This window comes from Streptomyces sp. Y309, assembly GCF_056712025.1.
On sequence record NZ_CM160048.1, the window covers coordinates 5,996,143 to 6,012,833 of the forward strand.

The window sequence follows — 16,691 nt, forward strand, 5'->3', positions numbered from 1 at the left end:
CCCGGCCCGGCGGGTGCAGTCTGAGATCGCAGCCGCCGCGGAGCCGATGCGAGAAACGCGAAGGCGGACGTGAGCGGCTGCGGACACAGACGCGGCCGTGCGGGACGGGCCCGCACGCGTGTGGACGAGGGAGGGGTCGGCATGAACGACACGATGGTGACGGTGGTGGGGAACGTGGCGACGACGCCGGTGTTCCGGGAGCTGCCGTCCGGACCGGTGACACGCTTTCGGATCGCGGTGACGGCGCGGCACTTCGACCGCACGCGCAACGTATGGGCGGACGGCCACACCAACTTCTTCACGGTGTGGGCCTGGCGGCAGCTCGGCGTCAACACCCAGGGTTCGCTGGCGGTGGGGGAACCGGTCATCGTGCAGGGCAGGTTGAGGGTGCGGGACGAGGAGCGGGGCGGGCAGCACTGGCGGTCGGTGGACATCGACGCCTACGCGATCGGACACGACCTCGCGCGCGGAACATCGGCGTTCCGGCGCTCGGGCAGGACGATGGACTCCGCCGCGAAGGAGCGAAGTCCCGTGCGGGGGACGGCGGATGAGCCTGAGTTCGAACTCCCCGCGCAGCCCCAGCCCCAGCCGCAGTCGCCGTCCCAGTCGCAGCCTCAGGCATCGGAGCCCGAGCTGGAGATCGAGTCGGCGACCGAGGCGGCGACGGAGCTCGAGCTGGACGCGGCTGCGGTCGGGTGACGCCGGAGGGCGGGTGGACACCCGCCCGGCACCCGAAGCGGAACCATGGATTTGTCGATATGCCCAGCTCAGAAGGGGCGTTGTCGATAACAATTCCGATTCGGATCGGTTATCAGACGGCACTACCGGGAATCGCGATGCGCCACGTCCCTAGGATTCCGGGCGTGGCTCCGTGGGGCGGTTGTGACCTGGACGGGGCGATCGGCAGGTGACTCTGCTCGGTTGAATCTGCTGGCGGGACCAGTCCCCCCATGTGAATGGGTTCCGCCCGGAGGGGATTTCTGTGTTTTCTGCGTTGTCAGGGTGTCCGTCGGCCAAGGCGTTCGTGACGTCGTCGTCCCTGCGGAGCCGGAGCCGGGGTGCCGCCCGCCTCGCCGCGGTGGCGGTCGCGGCCGGGCTCGCCGTGGCGGGCGCGACGGTCACCGCGACCGCGGCCACGGCGGTGGACACCCCCCAGCACCGAGGCGGGGCGAGCGCGACGCTCGGCGGCCTGAAGACGTACGGCCAGGCGGTCATCCGTGAGGACGGCGGCAGCCAGAAGATACCCGCGGGCCTCTTCGAGATGGCCGTGGACAACGGCGGCACCCTGCAGACGTACTGCGTCGACATCCACAACCCCACGCAGAAGGACGCGAAGTACCAGGAGACCCCCTGGAGCGGCACGTCCCTGAACGGCAACGCCCGGGCGGGCAAGATCCGCTGGATCCTGCAGCACTCCTACCCCCGGGTGAACAACCTCGCCGAGCTGGCGAGGAAGGCGGGCGCGGACTCGCTCACCGAGGAGTCGGCCGCGGCCGGCACACAGGTGGCGATATGGCGCTACTCGGACAAGGCCAAGGTGGAGGCCGTCGATCCGCGGGCCGAGAAGCTCGCGGACTATCTGCAGCGCAGCGCGCGCAACAGCCCGGAGCCGAAGGCGTCGCTGACACTGGAGCCGCCGGCCGTCTCGGGGCACGCCGGGAAGCGACTGGGCCCGGTGACCGTGCGGACCGACGCGGAGAGCGTGACCGTCACGCCGCCCGCGGACTCGGCGAGCGGCGTGAAGGTCGTCGGCAAGGACGGCAAGCGGATCAAGTCCGCGGGCGACGGCAGCCGGCTGTACTTCGACGTGCCGAAGGGCACACCGGACGGCACGGCCTCGCTGGAGGTGCAGGCGTCGACGACCGTGCCGGTCGGGCGGGCCTTCACCTCCGAGACCCGCAGCCAGACGCAGATACTCGCGGGCTCCAGCGAGTCGACGGTCTCGGCCGCGGCGACGGCGCACTGGGCGGCGAAGGGCGCGATACCCGCGCTGTCCGCGGAGAAGAACTGCGCCAAGGGCGGCGTGGACATCACCGCGAGCAACAAGGGGGACGCGGCGTTCACCTTCAGCCTGATGGGCTTCAAGCACACCATCAAGGCCGGTGAGGCGCGGACGGTGACGATACCGCTGCAGGAGGACCAGCCCTACGACTTCACGATCGTGGGGCCGGGCGGATTCGAGAAGCGGTTCAAGGGAGTGCTCGACTGCAAGATCGAGGGCAGCGCGGTCGCCGTCGGCGGCAAGACGCAGCCCGCGCCGGAGCCGAGCCCCGCGTCGGCGGGCGGCACGTCCGACGGCGGCGACCTCGCGGAAACCGGCGGCTCGAACGCGACACCCTTGATAGCGGGCATCGCGATCGCCCTGGTCGTGGTGGGCGGCGGCGCGGTCTTCCTGCTGCGCAAGAAGAAGAATCCTGCGGGCCCCGCGGAGGCGACCTCGTCCGAGGAGTGAGCGGAACGTGATCACCTGGTCACCGCCCGGGACGCCCGGGCGGTGGCCGGGACGGGGAGGTCAGCCCTCAGCCCTGTTGCAGCGCCGCAAGGCCCTTCTGCAGGTCTTCGCTGTTCATCACCGGCTGGATCTCGATCTTCGCGCCGAGTCCCTCGAAGAACGGCTCCGCGATCGTGGGCAGCTGTGAACTGTCCTGCATGTCGAAGACAAAGGTGCAGCACCGCCCGCCCTTGCTGGGGCCGAAGTAGGCCGCCTCGGGCTTGAGCCGTTCCGTCAGCGACTGCACGATTTTCGACAGTGTGCCGTTCTTGAGTGCCTCATTCGAGATCTGGGTGTCCAGATGAGCTCTCAGCATGACCCTCATCGCACGCGTTCCTTCCGTCCACCACGACCGGCGCGGTCCCGTCCGCGCTCGCTGAGACCCGGTGACGTCCCGCTCAGCCTCTCCTCGGGTGATCAGGGCAGCAACATCTCGCCCTCCGTCCGTGTCGCCCTGGGCCGCGTGCGGCCGCTCGGCGAGGTGAGCAGGTCACGGCCCCGGGCAGTACTGGTTTCCTCCGGGGGGTGGCTGTCAGGCAAGATGGGGTGTATCTGCCCACACACTGAATGCCGGACGGTTTCTCTTGGCTGAGTTCATCTACACCATGCGCAAGACGCGCAAGGCGCACGGCGACAAGGTGATCCTCGACGACGTCACCTTGAACTTCCTGCCCGGCGCGAAGATCGGTGTCGTGGGTCCGAACGGCGCCGGCAAGTCCACGGTGCTCAAGATCATGGCAGGGCTCGAGCAGCCGTCGAACGGTGACGCGTTCCTGTCGCCGGGCTACACGGTCGGCATGCTCCTGCAGGAGCCGCCGCTCGACGAGTCCAAGACCGTCCTGGAGAACGTCCAGGACGGCGCGGCCGAGATCATGGGCAAGCTCAGGCGGTTCAACGAGGTCGCCGAGCTGATGGCGACCGACTACTCGGACGCGCTCATGGAGGAGATGGGCAAGCTCCAGGAGGACCTCGACCACGCCAACGCGTGGGACCTGGACACCCAGCTCGAGCAGGCCATGGACGCGCTCGGCTGCCCGCCCGGCGACTGGCCGGTCACCAACCTCTCCGGTGGTGAGCGCCGCCGCGTCGCGCTGTGCAAGCTGCTGCTCGAGGCGCCCGACCTGCTGCTGCTCGACGAGCCCACCAACCACCTGGACGCCGAGTCCGTGCAGTGGCTGGAGCAGCACCTCGCGAAGTACCCCGGCACCGTCGTCGCCGTCACCCACGACCGGTACTTCCTGGACAACGTCGCCGAGTGGATCCTCGAGCTGGACCGCGGCCGCGCGCACCCGTACGAGGGCAACTACTCGACGTACCTGGACAAGAAGGCGGCCCGCCTGAAGGTCGAGGGCCAGAAGGACGCCAAGCGTGCGAAGCGTCTGAAGGAAGAGCTGGAGTGGGTCCGCTCCAACGCCAAGGGCCGGCAGGCCAAGTCCAAGGCGCGCCTCTCCCGTTACGAGGAGATGGCCGCCGAGGCGGACAAGATGCGGAAGCTGGACTTCGAGGAGATCCAGATCCCGCCGGGCCCGCGCCTGGGCAACATCGTCGTCGAGGTGGAGAACCTCTCGAAGGCGTTCGGCGACAAGGTCCTGATCGACGACCTGAGCTTCACGCTGCCGCGCAACGGCATCGTCGGCATCATCGGTCCGAACGGCGCAGGCAAGACCACGCTGTTCAAGATGATCCAGGGCCTGGAGACGGCGGACTCGGGCTCCATCAAGGTCGGCGACACCGTCAAGATCTCCTACGTCGACCAGACCCGCGCGAACATCGACGCGAAGAAGTCGCTGTGGGCCGTGGTGTCGGACGAGCTGGACTACATCAACGTGGGCCAGGTCGAGATGCCGTCGCGCGCGTATGTGTCGGCGTTCGGGTTCAAGGGCCCGGACCAGCAGAAGCCGGCGGGCGTGCTCTCCGGCGGTGAGCGCAACCGGCTGAACCTGGCGCTGACCCTCAAGCAGGGCGGCAACCTGCTGCTCCTCGACGAGCCGACCAACGACCTCGACGTCGAGACCCTGTCGTCGCTGGAGAACGCGCTCCTGGAGTTCCCGGGCTGCGCCGTCGTGGTCTCCCACGACCGCTGGTTCCTGGACCGGATCGCCACGCACATCCTCGCGTACGAGGGCGAGTCCAAGTGGTTCTGGTTCGAGGGCAACTTCGAGGCGTACGAGAAGAACAAGGTCGAGCGGCTCGGCCCGGACGCGGCCCGGCCGCACCGCGCCACCTACAAGAAGCTCACCCGGGGCTGACATGGCGCGCCACATCTACGAATGCCCGCTGCGGTGGTCGGACATGGATGCCTTCGGGCACGTCAACAACGCCGTCTTCCTGCGGTATTTGGAAGAGGCGCGGATCGACTTCATGTTCCGGCTCTCGGCCGAGGACGACGGGCCGTCGTTCTCGGGCGGGTCCGTGGTGGCGCGCCACGAGATCGACTATCTGCGGCCGTTGGTGCACCGGCACAAGCCGGTGACCATCGAGTCGTGGGTGACGAAGATCGGTGCCGCCTCGCTGACGATCTCGTACGAGATAAAGGAGCCCGAGGACGGCGGGCAGGTGTATGTGCGGGCGGCGACGATCGTCGTGCCGTTCGACCTGCGGGCCCAGCGGCCGCGCCGGATCACCGCCGAGGAGCGGGCCGTCCTGGAGGAGTATCGCGACGAGGACGTGGCGAGTGCCGGTGCCGGTGCCGGTGCCGGTGCCGCGAGCGTCGGGGGCACGGGCGGTGCGGGGGCGCTCGTCGCATGACCGTGCGACTGCACTTCGCCGATGCCGGGGAGGCGGCGGATCTCGCCGCCTTCCTGGCCCGGCTGATCCACTACGACAAGGCGGCCGCGGTGCGGTTGCAGGCCGCGGGGGAGACCCTGGCGGTGTTCGGGCGGCCGCCGTCGTTCGAGGTGATCGCGATTCGTACGGCGCGGCTTGCCAAGCCGTACGAGAACGGGCTCGACACGTCGCTGGACGTGACCGTGTCCGCCGGTGAGTTGCTGGAGGCCGTGGGGGAGTCGGCCGACGCCGTGGAGACGGCGGGGACGGTGGTCGTGCCCGCGGCGGTCACGGGGCCGCCCTGGGCCGGGGTGCTGCCGCCCCGGGGTGGGTGGCGGCAGGTTCCCGGGTTGCCGTCGATGAGTGAGGTGCGGGACCTGGTGCAGGGGGCTGTCGCCGAATTCCGGTCCCGGGTCGAGGAGTTGGCGCCTGAGCTGCGGGTTCGGGCCGAGCTTGATCGGGTGGGGCGGGAGATCTGGTCCCGGGTGGTGCCCGGGACTGAGCTGCCCGTGCGTGCCGCTCATGCTGCGCAGGCCTTGGGGTTTCTGCGGGGCGAGGCGTTGGACTTGCTGTCGGCTGGGCCCTGGCTGCGGTTGCGTACGCCTTACGGGTCTGTTGCCTTGCGGCGGGCGGGGGCTGGGCCGCTTACCGTTACGCCGACCTGACGGCTGGCGTCGGCCTGGGCTGTGCCCACCCGTTCCGCCGTGCGGAACGCCTGCCCACAGCGGGAAGCGTAATAGTGCTGACGGCCGTGACGGCTCAGCCTGGGGTGTTGACCATTGAGGCTGCTGCGTAGGTCAGGTAGTTCCAGAGGGTGCGTTCGTGTTCCTCGGGGAGGTTCAGGGCGTCGACTGCTGTGCGCATGTGCTTGAGCCAGGCGTCGTGGGCCTCCCTGTTGACCGTGAAGGGGGCGTGGCGCATGCGCAGGCGGGGGTGGCCGCGGTTGTCGCTGTAGGTGCGGGGGCCGCCCCAGTACTGCATCAGGAACAGGGCGAGTCGCTCCTCGGCCGGGCCCAGGTCCTCCTCCGGATACATCGGCCGGAGCAGCGGGTCCTGTGCGACTTCTTGGTAGAAGAGGTGCACCAGGCGCCTGAAGGTCTCCTCGCCGCCGACCTGTTCGTAGAAGGTCTGCTCCTGAAGCGTGCCGCGCGGGATCTCATTCACTCCTCCATGGTCTCAGACGCGACGGACGAGGACGGAAGGCTTAGGACCACTCGCATCGGGCGGCCCGGGGCAGCAGAGTGGGGGTATGGGTGCGCATGCTCCGCTCGCCGAGGAACCCGAAGGACCCGGGGGCCCCGTGGGACCCGACCCCGTGCAGGCCGTCGAGGCACGGCTCGCGCTGGTGCGGGAGATCGAGGCCAGCGGTGCCTGGGACGACGATCCGGCCTGGCGGGAGGCGTTCCAGGAGGTGCCGCGGCACCTCTTCGTGCCGTACTACTACGTGGCCACGGGCGTCGGGTACGAGCGGCTGTGGGGCGAGGACCCGGATCCGGTGCGGCGGGCGCGGTGGCTGCGCGGGGCGTACGCGGACGCGCCGCTGGCCACGCGGGTACGGGACGGGGAGCTGGTCTCCTCCAGCAGCCAGCCCTCGCTGATGGCCAAGATGCTGGTGGAGCTGCACGTCGGTGACGGTGCGGAGCACGACGTACTGGAGATCGGCGCCGGTACGGGGTACAACGCGGCGCTGCTCGCGCATCGGCTCGGGGACGAGCACGTCACGACCGTCGATCTGGACCCCGAGATCACGGAGTCCGCGCGGCGGCATCTGGCGGCTGCCGGATACCGGCCGGCCGTCGTGACCGGTGACGGCGCCGCGGGCTGTCCGCAGCGGGCGCCCTTCGACCGGATCATCGCGACCTGCACGCTCCACTCGGTGCCGCGGGCCTGGCTCGCGCAGTGCCGCCCGGGCGCGCGGGTGCTCGCGCCGCTCGCGACGGGGCTCATCGCGCTGCGGGTGGCGGACGCCGAGCACGCGGAGGGGCGGTTCCTGCACACGCCCGCGTACTTCGTGCCGCTGCGCGGCGGGACCGGGCGCCTCGCGGCGCACGAGCAGCACATCGGCGGGCTGCCGCGCCGGGCGCTGCAGAACGAGCTGTTCCGCTTCCTGCTCGAACTGACCGCGGGGAGCCTCGACCCGCACGAGGCGTTGGCGCTGTGGCAGCGGGAGGGGCGGCCGGTGCGGGAGCGGTTCGGGGTCACGGTCAGCGGGGAGTACGCGTGGGCGTGGCTGGACGACCCCGAAGGGCCGTACGCCTGGCCGCTGTGACGGCGAGGGGTACGGCCCTTCGGGTACTGCCGCGTCCGGTGGGGGCGCGGGTCAGTCGCGGGTCAGTCGCGGCGGATGGTGATCGTCGTCCAGGCGCCGACGTGCACTTGGTCGCCGTCCTGGAGCGGTATCGGGACGAAGGGCTGGATGGGCTCCTCGCCGCCGTTGACGGTGGTGCCGTTGGTCGAGTTCTGGTCGACGACCGCCCAGCCGCCGTCCGGCTGCTGGACCAGGACCGCGTGCTGGTGCGATACGCCCGGGTCCTCCGGCGGCACCGACAGGTCGATGTCGGGGGTGTCGCCGGTGGAGTGGCGGCGGCGGCCGATCGTGATCTGGTTGCCGACGAGCGGACGCTGCTGCTCCGGGGAGTACGCGGGCAGGTTCAGGCCCGTGGCCTCCGGGCCGCTGCGCTGCATCATCGCCATGAAGTAGTCACGGTCGGGGCCGATGGTCGCGGTCCAGGACGCGGGGCCCTGCGGCTGCGGCGGCCCAGGCTGTTGGCCGGGGCCGGGGTAGCCCTGCTGGGGCTGCTGGTCCGGGCCGCCGCCCGGACCACCGGGACCTCCCGGACCGCCCTGGCCGGGGGCGCCGGACGACGGGGGCGAGAGGACCCAGTCGTCACCGCCGCCGCCGAAGGACGGCGCGGACGGGCCGCCGGGTCCGCCGGGTCCGCCCGGGCCGGGCGGGGGCGGGCCCTGGGGCGCGCCGGTCTCCTGCGGGAACGCGGGCGGCGCGGGCGGACCCTGCTGCTGGAACGCCTGCGGGGCGCCGGGCGGGTTCGGGCCGGGCGGGGGCGGGGTGCCGCCGTTGCCGGTGCCGAACGGGGGGATCGGCTCGGCGGGACGGTTCATCTGCGAGGGCCGGGAGCCTTGGTAGTCGAACGGGTCCTGGCCGGGGCCGGGGGCCGGTCGGCCGCCGGGCGACGTGGTGCCGGGGCCGCCCGGGCCGCCGGGACCACCATGTGCACCCGGGCCGCCCGGACCACCGGGACCGCCAGGGCCACCGGGCGCGCCGGGGCCGGGCGGGGGAGGGGGCGGGCCCTGCTGGAACTGCTGGGCGGGGTTGGGGGAGCCGGGGCCACCCGGGCCGGGTCCGCCGGGACCGTGCCCGCCAGGGCCGCCGGGGCCAGGCCCGCCCGGCCCACCGGGACCGCCGGGACCAGGCCCACCTGGGCCAGGACCGCCAGGCCCACCGGGACCGTGGCCACCGAAGTCGGGACCGCCAGGCCCACCAGGGCCAGGACCGCCAGGCCCACCGGGACCGTGGCCACCGAAGTCGGGACCGCCAGGCCCACCAGGGCCAGGACCGCCAGGTCCACCGGGACCAGGCCCACCGGGACCATGGCCACCGAAGTCGGGGCCGCCAGGCCCACCGGGCCCGCCAGGACCCGGACCAGGCCCACCCGGACCACCGTGCCCACCGAAGGCAGGCCCACCGAAGGGCCCACCCGGGCCATCAGCACCGGGCCCACCGGGGCCGCCAGGTCCACCGGGGCCAGGTCCACCGGGGCCAGGTCCACCGGGGCCAGGTCCACCGGGGCCAGGTCCACCGGGGCCAGGCCCACCCAGACCGCCAGGCCCGCCGGGCCCAGGCATCCCCGGACCACCGGGCCGCCCGCCCGTAGGCAGCGGCGGATTGGGCGCCGCGGGCGTGTACGACGTGGCCGTACCGGTGAGGAAGTTCCACCGGCACTCCTCGCAGAAGGGCGCGTTGGCCTCGCGGGGCGTGCGGCACTGCGGGCAGAGCTCGGGCTCGGGCCCGAGGTCCGGCACGGCGGAGAGGTGCGGGCGGCCGTGCTGACCGGGCCCGCCCTGCTGACCAGGACCACCGGGACCGCCAGGGCCAGGACCACCGGGACCGCCGTGACCAGGACCACCGGGACCGGGGCCACCAGGCCCGCCTGGACCACCGGGGCCGCCCGGACCAGGACCGCCAGGGTGACCGGGACCACCGTGCTGACCGGGACCACCGTGCTGACCGGGACCGCCAGGCTGGCCGGGACCGCCAGGCTGACCCGGGGCCGGCGGATAGCCGTATCCGGCGGCGGGAGGCGGCGGGGGAGGCGGCGGCGGTACGGCACCAGCCATGCGGTGACCGCAGACCTCGCACCAGTCGTCGGAACCCGACTGGTGTCCGTTCGGGCAGGTCGGCATGTCGGCGCTTCCCCCTCTCCTTCTCCGGCCCGAGGGCCGTGTGCACTGGCTTTTCCGGTACTGGCAACGCGTACGCGTACTACTTCTTCACGCGGACCGTCTTCGTCGAGCGCGTCTCGAGTGTCATCTCGTCGGCCTCGGCGACCCGCGCCTTCAATCGAACAGTACCTGTCGTGGCGTCCACGACGTCCACCACCTTGGAAAGGAGCTTGGCGGTGTCCTCGTTGCCGGAGGCGCTGGCGAGCTGAACGGCCCGGCCCAGCTTGGCCGTTGCGCCGTCGTAGTCGCCCGATTTGCGGGCGTCCAGGCCCTGCTGGATGACCTGGGCCAGCTCCGCCTGGCCGGTGTAGTGCGCGACCTGCGGATTGATGGAGGTGGAGGCCGCCATGTCGTCCGTCCAGACCGCCCTGACCAGGCCCTGGGACAGGGTCTGTACGGTGCCGTCGGCGCCGGGCACGACCAGCGAGACCCGGGCCGCGAGCATCTCCTGGCCGAGTTCGGCGCCGGGCACGCGGACGCAGATGTGGTAGTCGCGGGACTCGTCGCCCCAGGAGCCGGTGGGGTAGTCGCCCGCGCGGGGCCCCGCCTCCGTACGGCGGTCGGTCAACTCCTCGACCGTGGGCGCCACTTGCTTCACGAACATGATCTCCACGCCCATGGGCGTCCACAGCCGCAGGCTGACGTCGGCGACTTCCTTGCCCATCGCGGACTCCATCATCTGCGTGAAGTCGGCGGCGAGGCCGGCCGGGTCGGCGACGATGTCGGCGGTGCCGAGGAGCGCCGAGGCGATGCCTGTGACCTCTTTCACTTCCCAGTCGGTGCCGACGCCGCGGGCGTCGCAGGTGAAGCGGCCCGCGCAGGCGTCGAGGGAGGCGCGCAGGTCCTCCGGTGACTCGTGTTCGTTGCGGCCGTCGGTGAGCAGGATGCCGTGCCTGATGGATACGTCGGCGGAGGCGAGGAGGCGGTCGGCGAGGCGCAGCCAGGTGCCGATGGCGGTGCCGCCGCCGGCGCTGAGCTTGCGCAGCGCCTCCTTGGCCTGGGCGCGGGTCTGCGGTCCGGCGACGGCGAGGCGGCCGCCGCCGGGGTAGACCTCCTTGGCGACGTGGGTGCCGCCGACGACCGCGAAGCGGACGCCGTCGCGCAGGGCGTCGATCGCGGCGGCGGTGGCGTCGCGGGCGCCGCGCATCTTCGTCGGCGGATAGTCCATGGAGCCCGAGCAGTCGACCATGATCGCGACCGCGGCGTCCGGGCCCTGGCCCGCCGAGTACAGATGGGGCGCGCCGACCGCGGAGCCGATGGTGCCGCCGCCGGTCGAGGTCACGGTGGCGATCGCGTTGACCTCGCGGCCGCCCTCGGGCAGATACTCGTTCTGGTACACGTCGACCGTGAACTGTGGCACGTTCGACTTCGAGAAAATGGCCATGGAACTGCTCCCCCCTAGGACTACTTCCCACAGGCCTCTCGGGACTTCTTCCCGTCGGCCGCGCGCCCGCCACGCGGGGCCCGGCCCGCCCGCGCTAGGCCGATCCTGCCCCTTGCGGCGTGGCCGGGAACGGCAGGACCGCCACTGTTACGTTGTCGTGGCCCCCGCCGTCGAGCGCGTGGCCGACGAGGACCTGGGCGCTGTGCAACGGGCGCAGGGCGGCGTCGGCGGGCACGGCGCGGGCCATGTCCTCGGCCGCCTCCGCGTAGTTCCACAGGCCGTCCGTGCACACCACCACTACACCCGGGCGGTCCGGCTTGAAGGAAGCGGTGTGCGGCTCCAGTTCGTAGGCGTCGGCGCCGAGCCAGCCCGTGATGGCGTGCGCCCGCTCGTCGGCGTACGCCTCGGCCTCGTTCATGAGGCCCGCGGCGACCATCTGGGCGGCCCAGGAGTCGTCCTCGGTGAGGCGGGCGGTGGGGCCGGTGCGGTCGACCGGGATCCAGTAGGCGCGGCTGTCGCCGACCCAGCCGACGACGAGCAGTCCGCCGGCGACGACGGCGCCGACGAGGGTGCAGGCGGGGGCGTTCTGGTGCGGGCTGTGCTCGCGGGCCGAAGTGGGCTCGGCGGCGAGCGAGTTGACGGCCTCCGCGGCGGCGACGATCGCGTCGTGCATGGCCTGCTGCGGGTGGGTGCCGCGCGGCAGGGCGGCCTGGAGCGCGGCGTCGGCGGCGCGCGAGGCCGCCATGGAGGCCTCGTCGGGCCGGGTCGCCGAGGAGACGCCGTCGCAGACGATGGCGACGGTGGCGGGGGAGCCGTCGGGCAGCGCGGCCGAGGAGATCGCGAAGGCGTCCTCGTTGCGGTGGTGCCGCAGGCCGCGGTCGCTGACGGCGGCGACGGCCGCCGGTCCCTCCAACTCCTGCTCCATGTGGTCCCGCTCGCGCGGCTGGGCGTGCCCGCAGTTCTCGCAGTAGCCGTCCGGGGCGACGTGGCCGGCGCGGCAGGCGACGCAGAGCTTGGTGCCGGCGGGCGGCGTCGGCGCTTGCGTCGGCGCGAGTTCGGGGGAGCCGGTGCCCGTACGCGGGTCGGCGGGCTGCTGTGCGGCCGGGGGCTCGGGGGCGGGCAGCGGGTACTCGTCCGGCTCCGGGGAGCCGCCGGGCGCCGTGAGTTCGGTGCCGGAGGAGTCGGTGCCGGGCAGGTCGGTGGGGCGGTGGGTCGGGGCCGGCGTGTCGGTGCTGTCGACCTCGGGGGCGACAGGCCACTGGGCCGGAGCCGGAGCCGGAGCCGCTTCCGGGGGCGGCGGCGGGGCGGCGGGAGCAGGACCGGGAGGCATGCCGTTGATCGCGAGGGTGGGGCGGTCGGACGGTGGGGCCGGGACCGCCGAGAGGTCGTAGCCGCACGCGCCGCAGAACAAGTCGCCCGACTCCAGGGGCTCCTCGCAGCTCGGGCACGTCGACAGGGCCGCCGGTTGGTGCATCTGGGACATCTTCACACCCACGTCCGAGGGCGGAAACGGTTGGCCCGTTCCACCAGTTCGATCCTTTCCTGGCCACCCTGTGCGAGCCGGGCAAGGGTTCGGTACGAACGTTCAAGACCGAACCGGAGACCGCGCTCGTCCAGCTCGCTGCCGAGCAGGACCGTCCCCGTACGACCGTCGCCGGCGGCGGCCGGCGGCGCGGAGGCGTGGCCGGAGTGGCTACCGGAGAGTACCCAGTCGAGCGCCGTACCGAGGACTTCGGTCGAGAGCCGCTCTCTGCGCACCGCGTCGAGGCCGAAGCCCGCGAGCGCCTCGACCTGCCCGGCGGCGGCCGTCAGGTCGTCCAGGAACGGGGCGTCGGGCTCGGCCGTCGTGTCGAACGTCATACGTTGCCGCAGCCGCGCCCGCACCGCGGCGACGCGGGCCGCCGTGTAGTGGATCGACGACTCCGGCACGGACTCCAGGGTGCGCACCGCGCCGCTCCGGTCGCCCGCCGCGAGCTGCACCCGGGCGAGCCCGAACGCCGCGCTGACATAGCCCGGGTCGGTCGTCCACACCAGGCGGTAGTACTCCGCGGCGTTGTCCAACTGGCCGAGCACCTCCGCGCAGACGCCGAGGGCGAGCTTGGGCGCGGGCTCGCCCGGGAACGCGTCGTACACCGCGTCGAAGGAGAGCGCCGCGATCTCGTGGTCGCCGGTGGTGAGGGAGGCGACGCCGCGGTACCAGATCACCCGCCAGTCGTCGGGGTGGTCTATCTCCAGGGACTCCAGCGCCTTGCCCGCGGAGACCGGCTCGCCCATGGTGAGGCGGGCGCGCAGCTCGCGCAGGCGCAGTTCGGGGGAGACCGCGGGCGCCGCCCCGAGCGCGGCGATCAGTTCGCTGCCCGCGGAGTCCACGAGCCCGGCGAGGAAGCCCGCGTTGGGGTCCCCGGGGTCGACCCGCGGCACGGGCAGGGCGAGCGCCGCCACGGGGGCGTCCAGCGGACGCACCATGGACGAGGACGACGCCCCGTTCTCCCCGGCCCCGCCGAGCGCACTTCCCCCGGCCCCGCCCGCCAGAGCCCCAGCACCTCCGCCCCCCGACTCCCCGCCGCCTCCGGCGCCCAACTCCCCGGCGCCTCCGCCGCCTACGGCGCCCGGATCCGGATCCGGCTCCACGAGACCGAGCCCCAGCCGCTGCCCGATCCCGGGCCCGATCTCCCGCGCCCCGAGCGCCGACACCTCCCCCACCAGCTCCGCGAACAACTCCGTGTCCGTGACCTTCACTTCGGGCCCGAACAGCGTCGAGAGGGCGGGCCGCGGCCGCCCGCTCTGCACCGCCACGACCTCCCGCAGCACGCCGGTCAGCTGCTCGGCCATCTCCTGGGCGGAGCCGAACCGCCGCGCGGGATCAGGGTCCGTGGCGCGCACGAGGAGCCGGTAGAACGACTCGTACGTACGGAAGACCTCGATGTGGTCGGGGTCGGGCAGGGAGTCCACGAAGACGTTCGTGTAGCCCTGGAAGTCGAACGTCAGCACCGCCAGCGTGCGCGCCACCGTGTAGAGGTCCGAGGCCACGGAAGGACCCACCTCCGCGACCTCCGGCGCCTGGTAGCCCACCGTGCCGTAGATCGCCGACTCGTCGTCGTCCATCCGGCGGACCGCGCCCATGTCGATGAGCTTGAGCTGGTCCTCGGTCTGGATGGCGTTGTCGACCTTGAAGTCGCAGTACAGCAGGTTGCGGCTGTGCAGATGACCGAGGGCCTCCAGGGCCTCGATGCCGTACGCGCAGGCCTGCTCGACGGGCAGCGGGTCGCGCTTGCCGGTGGGCGTGCGGCGGCCGTTGGCGATCTCCTTGAGGGACTTGCCGCCGACGTACTCCATGACGATGTAGCCGTCCATGGAGCCGGTGCGCTGGTCCAGGTGCTCGACGAAGTTGTAGATGCGGACGATGTTGGCGTGCTCGATCTCGGCGAGGAAGCGGCGCTCGGAGATCGCGGCGGCCATCGCGTCCTGGTCGCCGGTGTCGAGCAGGCCCTTGAGGACCACCCAGCGGTCGGACACCGCGCGGTCCACGGCGAGATACACCCAGCCGAGCCCGCCGTGCGCGAGACAGCCCACGACCTCGTACTGGCCGTGCACGATGTCGCCGGGGTCGAGCTTCGGCACGAACGAGTACGGGTGGCCGCACTTGGTGCAGAAACCCTCCGTACGGCCCGGACGCGAGCCGCGCGCGCGGCCCACCGGCGCACCGCAGTCGGAGCGCGAGCAGAACCGCTTCCTCTCGGGCACCTCGGGCTTCTCCTGCACCGCGTCGCGCGGGTCGGGGCGCGGCACCTGCGGCACCGACACCAGGCCGACGCCGAGCCTGCCGCGGGCCGACGAGGCCGCCGACGAGCCCGAGCTGCGCACCGACACCGACCGCGCCGACGTGCCCTGGGACAGGGAGCGCGAGAGCCGCCCCGAGACCGAGCGGCGCGACGACGCGGACCGCGAGGAGCGGGTGCTCCCGCGGGTGCCGGTGCTCGACGAGCCGCGCGAGCCGCGCGAGCCCCGGCCGCTGCGTCCGCTGCGGCCGCCGACCGTGATGCCCGTCGCCGGGGAGCCCACCATGCCGTTCGCCGAGACGACCGGGGCGAGACCGCAGGTGTCGCAGTACAGCTCGCCGCCGCCCACGTCCTCGTACGAACCCGTGCACTTGGGCCGCTGACACGGCTGCTGTCCGCTCGTCTGCTCACTCATGCTTCCCCCCTCCGGTCGGTGGGCTGCCCGCCCTGCTGCGGGACCCTGGGCGCCAGCGCGTCGGCCGCCGCCCGCTGGTAGCGGAGCACCGCCTCCTCGGCGACGCGCAGGTCGCAGGGCGCGCTCCAGAGCATGCGGCGCGCCGCGTCGTACCGCTCGATGAGGAACGGGTCCTCCGCGAGGCCGTGCCGGGCCACCTTCGCCTTGTACGCGTCGAGGCGGCCGCGCAGCTCCGCGCGGACCGCGAGCGGCGCGGTGACCGCCGTCAACGACTCGCGGGCGCGCAGCAGTTCGTCCTCGGCCTTCTCCTCCAGGGACTCCAGGAGCGGGGAGAGGCGGTGCCACTGGGCGTTCCTGCGGTAGTCCGCGGCCATCGCGAGCTGCTCCTGGAGCGCCGTGGGCGGCCCGGAGACGGCGGGCACCTCGGAGGCGGCGATCTTCGCGAGGACCTCGCCGCGCGCGGAGCGCGCCTCGGCGAGCGTGCGGTCCGCGCGGGACAGCAGGTCGCGGAGCCTGCCCAGGCGCGCCTCGGCGTCCTGGCGGACCGTGAGCACGGCGTCGATCTCGCGGCGCACGTCCTCCAGGGCGCGGGCGGCCTGGTCGTAGCGGTCGGTGTGCGGGCGGCCGCCGCCGGGGGCCGAACTGCCGCGCGTGGGCAGCCAGAACGCCAGCGGGTCGGACACCACCTGCTCGCGCAGCAGGGCCAGCTCCTGCGTGATCTGCTCCAGGTCGTCGCCCGAGGGGTGCTCGCCGGGGCGGACGCCCACGGAGTGCGCGAGCTGGCGGGTGCGCTGGAGTTCGGCGGCGAGCAGGTCGATGCGGGCGGGCAGCGCGGACCACACGGCGTCGGCGGCGACGACCGTGTCCAGGGAGTGCGCGTACAGGTCGTTCATGCGCGCGACGAGCTCTTCGAGCGTGAACTCCTCGGTGAGCTTCGCGGGCCCCGTGATCGACGGCGCGGCGCCGGACGACGAGCCGCCCGCGACGGTGACGCTCCGGCCGCGCAGCAGCCGGGTCAGCTCCACGAGGTCGTCGCGGTTGGGCCAGCGCCTGCGCTCGCGCACCTCGCGGGCGGTGTTCAGGGCGCCCGCGTACGCGTCGAAGTACGTCCACAGGAGGGTGATCTGGCGCTCGGCGGCGAGCCAGCGCTCGTGCGTGGTGCCGGTGAGCTTCGCGCCTTCGAGGAGGCGGCGGCCCGCGTGGTCCTGGAGGGCGAGGAGCGACGTCTCGATCGCCTCGTGCTCGGCGTCGAGCCGCACCAGCGCACGGTCCACCTCGTCCCGGTCCATCACAGGGCCGGGGGGTCCCGCGACGCTCATCGATCACCTCTCCGCTCTGCGTTGACTTCTCAGCTCTCGAACTACGGTGTCAGTCCTTGTACTTCGGAGTCCTTCG

The 16,691-nt window shown here is 72.7% G+C and carries 13 protein-coding genes; 6 read left to right on the forward strand and 7 right to left on the reverse strand.

The features are described from left to right. Nucleotides 1-141: 141 nt before the first annotated feature. Nucleotides 142-699: a single-stranded DNA-binding protein gene (locus tag AC0KTA_RS24600; RefSeq protein WP_481050391.1), complete on the forward strand. Its 558-nt coding sequence runs from the start codon at nt 142-144 to the stop codon at nt 697-699. A gap of 325 nt (nt 700-1,024) precedes the next feature. Then, nucleotides 1,025-2,452, forward strand: coding sequence for a Cys-Gln thioester bond-forming surface protein (locus AC0KTA_RS24605; protein ID WP_481050392.1), 1,428 nt, complete (start codon nt 1,025-1,027; stop codon nt 2,450-2,452). 67 nt (nt 2,453-2,519) lie between these two features. On the opposite strand, the gene AC0KTA_RS24610 is transcribed toward AC0KTA_RS24605, so the two are convergent. After that, on the reverse strand, nt 2,520-2,816 hold the full coding sequence (locus AC0KTA_RS24610; RefSeq protein WP_481050393.1) for a DUF3303 family protein: 297 nt from the start codon (nt 2,814-2,816) through the stop codon (nt 2,520-2,522). Nucleotides 2,817-3,075: 259 nt separating this feature from the next. Here AC0KTA_RS24610 and ettA point away from each other — a divergent pair, with 259 nt between their 5' ends. The 3 genes from ettA to AC0KTA_RS24625 are packed head-to-tail and all read left to right on the forward strand — an operon-like array spanning nt 3,076 to nt 5,922. Next, nucleotides 3,076-4,740 carry an energy-dependent translational throttle protein EttA gene (gene ettA / locus AC0KTA_RS24615; RefSeq protein ID WP_481050394.1) on the forward strand — a complete coding sequence of 555 codons (1,665 nt, stop codon included), beginning with the start codon at nt 3,076-3,078 and terminating at the stop codon, nt 4,738-4,740. Between the two features lies 1 nt (nt 4,741). Beyond that, nucleotides 4,742-5,239, forward strand: coding sequence for an acyl-CoA thioesterase (locus AC0KTA_RS24620; RefSeq protein WP_481050395.1), 498 nt, complete (start codon nt 4,742-4,744; stop codon nt 5,237-5,239). After that, nucleotides 5,236-5,922 (forward strand): DUF8185 domain-containing protein, encoded by a 687-nt coding sequence (locus AC0KTA_RS24625; RefSeq protein WP_481050396.1) that lies wholly within the window; start codon nt 5,236-5,238, stop codon nt 5,920-5,922. Before AC0KTA_RS24620 ends, AC0KTA_RS24625 begins: the two co-directional genes overlap by 4 nt. Nucleotides 5,923-6,016: 94 nt before the next feature. Here the strand turns inward: AC0KTA_RS24625 and AC0KTA_RS24630 are convergent, their stop codons facing one another. Next, entirely contained in the window at nt 6,017-6,421 is a 405-nt protein-coding gene (locus AC0KTA_RS24630; RefSeq protein ID WP_481050397.1) for a globin, read from the reverse strand. Nucleotides 6,422-6,506: 85 nt separating this feature from the next. Between AC0KTA_RS24630 and AC0KTA_RS24635 the strand changes: the two genes are divergently transcribed. After that, nucleotides 6,507-7,526, forward strand: a complete 1,020-nt coding sequence (locus AC0KTA_RS24635) for a methyltransferase domain-containing protein (protein ID WP_481050398.1) — start codon at nt 6,507-6,509, stop codon at nt 7,524-7,526. Nucleotides 7,527-7,588: 62 nt separating this feature from the next. Here the strand turns inward: AC0KTA_RS24635 and AC0KTA_RS24640 are convergent, their stop codons facing one another. From AC0KTA_RS24640 to AC0KTA_RS24660, 5 genes are all read right to left on the reverse strand, one after another. Next, nucleotides 7,589-9,679: an FHA domain-containing protein gene (locus AC0KTA_RS24640; protein WP_481050399.1), complete on the reverse strand. Its 2,091-nt coding sequence runs from the start codon at nt 9,677-9,679 to the stop codon at nt 7,589-7,591. A gap of 79 nt (nt 9,680-9,758) precedes the next feature. Further along, a complete protein-coding gene (locus AC0KTA_RS24645) occupies nt 9,759-11,102 on the reverse strand; it encodes a vWA domain-containing protein (RefSeq protein WP_481050400.1) in 1,344 nt (447 codons plus the stop codon). A gap of 94 nt (nt 11,103-11,196) precedes the next feature. After that, nucleotides 11,197-12,585, reverse strand: coding sequence for a PP2C family protein-serine/threonine phosphatase (locus tag AC0KTA_RS24650; RefSeq protein WP_481050401.1), 1,389 nt, complete (start codon nt 12,583-12,585; stop codon nt 11,197-11,199). A 2-nt stretch (nt 12,586-12,587) separates the two neighbouring features. Further along, complete coding sequence (locus AC0KTA_RS24655) at nt 12,588-15,296, reverse strand: serine/threonine-protein kinase (RefSeq protein WP_481050402.1); 2,709 nt, start codon at nt 15,294-15,296, stop codon at nt 12,588-12,590. Then, nucleotides 15,293-16,615, reverse strand: coding sequence for a hypothetical protein (locus tag AC0KTA_RS24660; RefSeq protein WP_481050403.1), 1,323 nt, complete (start codon nt 16,613-16,615; stop codon nt 15,293-15,295). Before AC0KTA_RS24660 ends, AC0KTA_RS24655 begins: the two co-directional genes overlap by 4 nt. Nucleotides 16,616-16,691 lie beyond the last annotated feature (76 nt).

Bases quoted from the DNA above. Each gene is read 5' to 3' on its own strand.
- AC0KTA_RS24640 (WP_481050399.1), bottom strand. From the start codon at position 9,679: ATGCCGACCTGCCCGAACGGACACCAGTCGGGTTCCGACGACTGGTGC.
- AC0KTA_RS24625 (WP_481050396.1), top strand. From the start codon at position 5,236: ATGACCGTGCGACTGCACTTCGCCGATGCCGGGGAGGCGGCGGATCTC.
- AC0KTA_RS24635 (WP_481050398.1), top strand. From the start codon at position 6,507: ATGGGTGCGCATGCTCCGCTCGCCGAGGAACCCGAAGGACCCGGGGGC.
- AC0KTA_RS24610 (WP_481050393.1), bottom strand. From the start codon at position 2,816: ATGAGGGTCATGCTGAGAGCTCATCTGGACACCCAGATCTCGAATGAG.
- AC0KTA_RS24620 (WP_481050395.1), top strand. From the start codon at position 4,742: ATGGCGCGCCACATCTACGAATGCCCGCTGCGGTGGTCGGACATGGAT.
- AC0KTA_RS24645 (WP_481050400.1), bottom strand. From the start codon at position 11,102: ATGGCCATTTTCTCGAAGTCGAACGTGCCACAGTTCACGGTCGACGTG.
- AC0KTA_RS24600 (WP_481050391.1), top strand. From the start codon at position 142: ATGAACGACACGATGGTGACGGTGGTGGGGAACGTGGCGACGACGCCG.
- AC0KTA_RS24660 (WP_481050403.1), bottom strand. From the start codon at position 16,615: ATGAGCGTCGCGGGACCCCCCGGCCCTGTGATGGACCGGGACGAGGTG.
- AC0KTA_RS24650 (WP_481050401.1), bottom strand. From the start codon at position 12,585: ATGTCCCAGATGCACCAACCGGCGGCCCTGTCGACGTGCCCGAGCTGC.
- AC0KTA_RS24655 (WP_481050402.1), bottom strand. From the start codon at position 15,296: ATGAGTGAGCAGACGAGCGGACAGCAGCCGTGTCAGCGGCCCAAGTGC.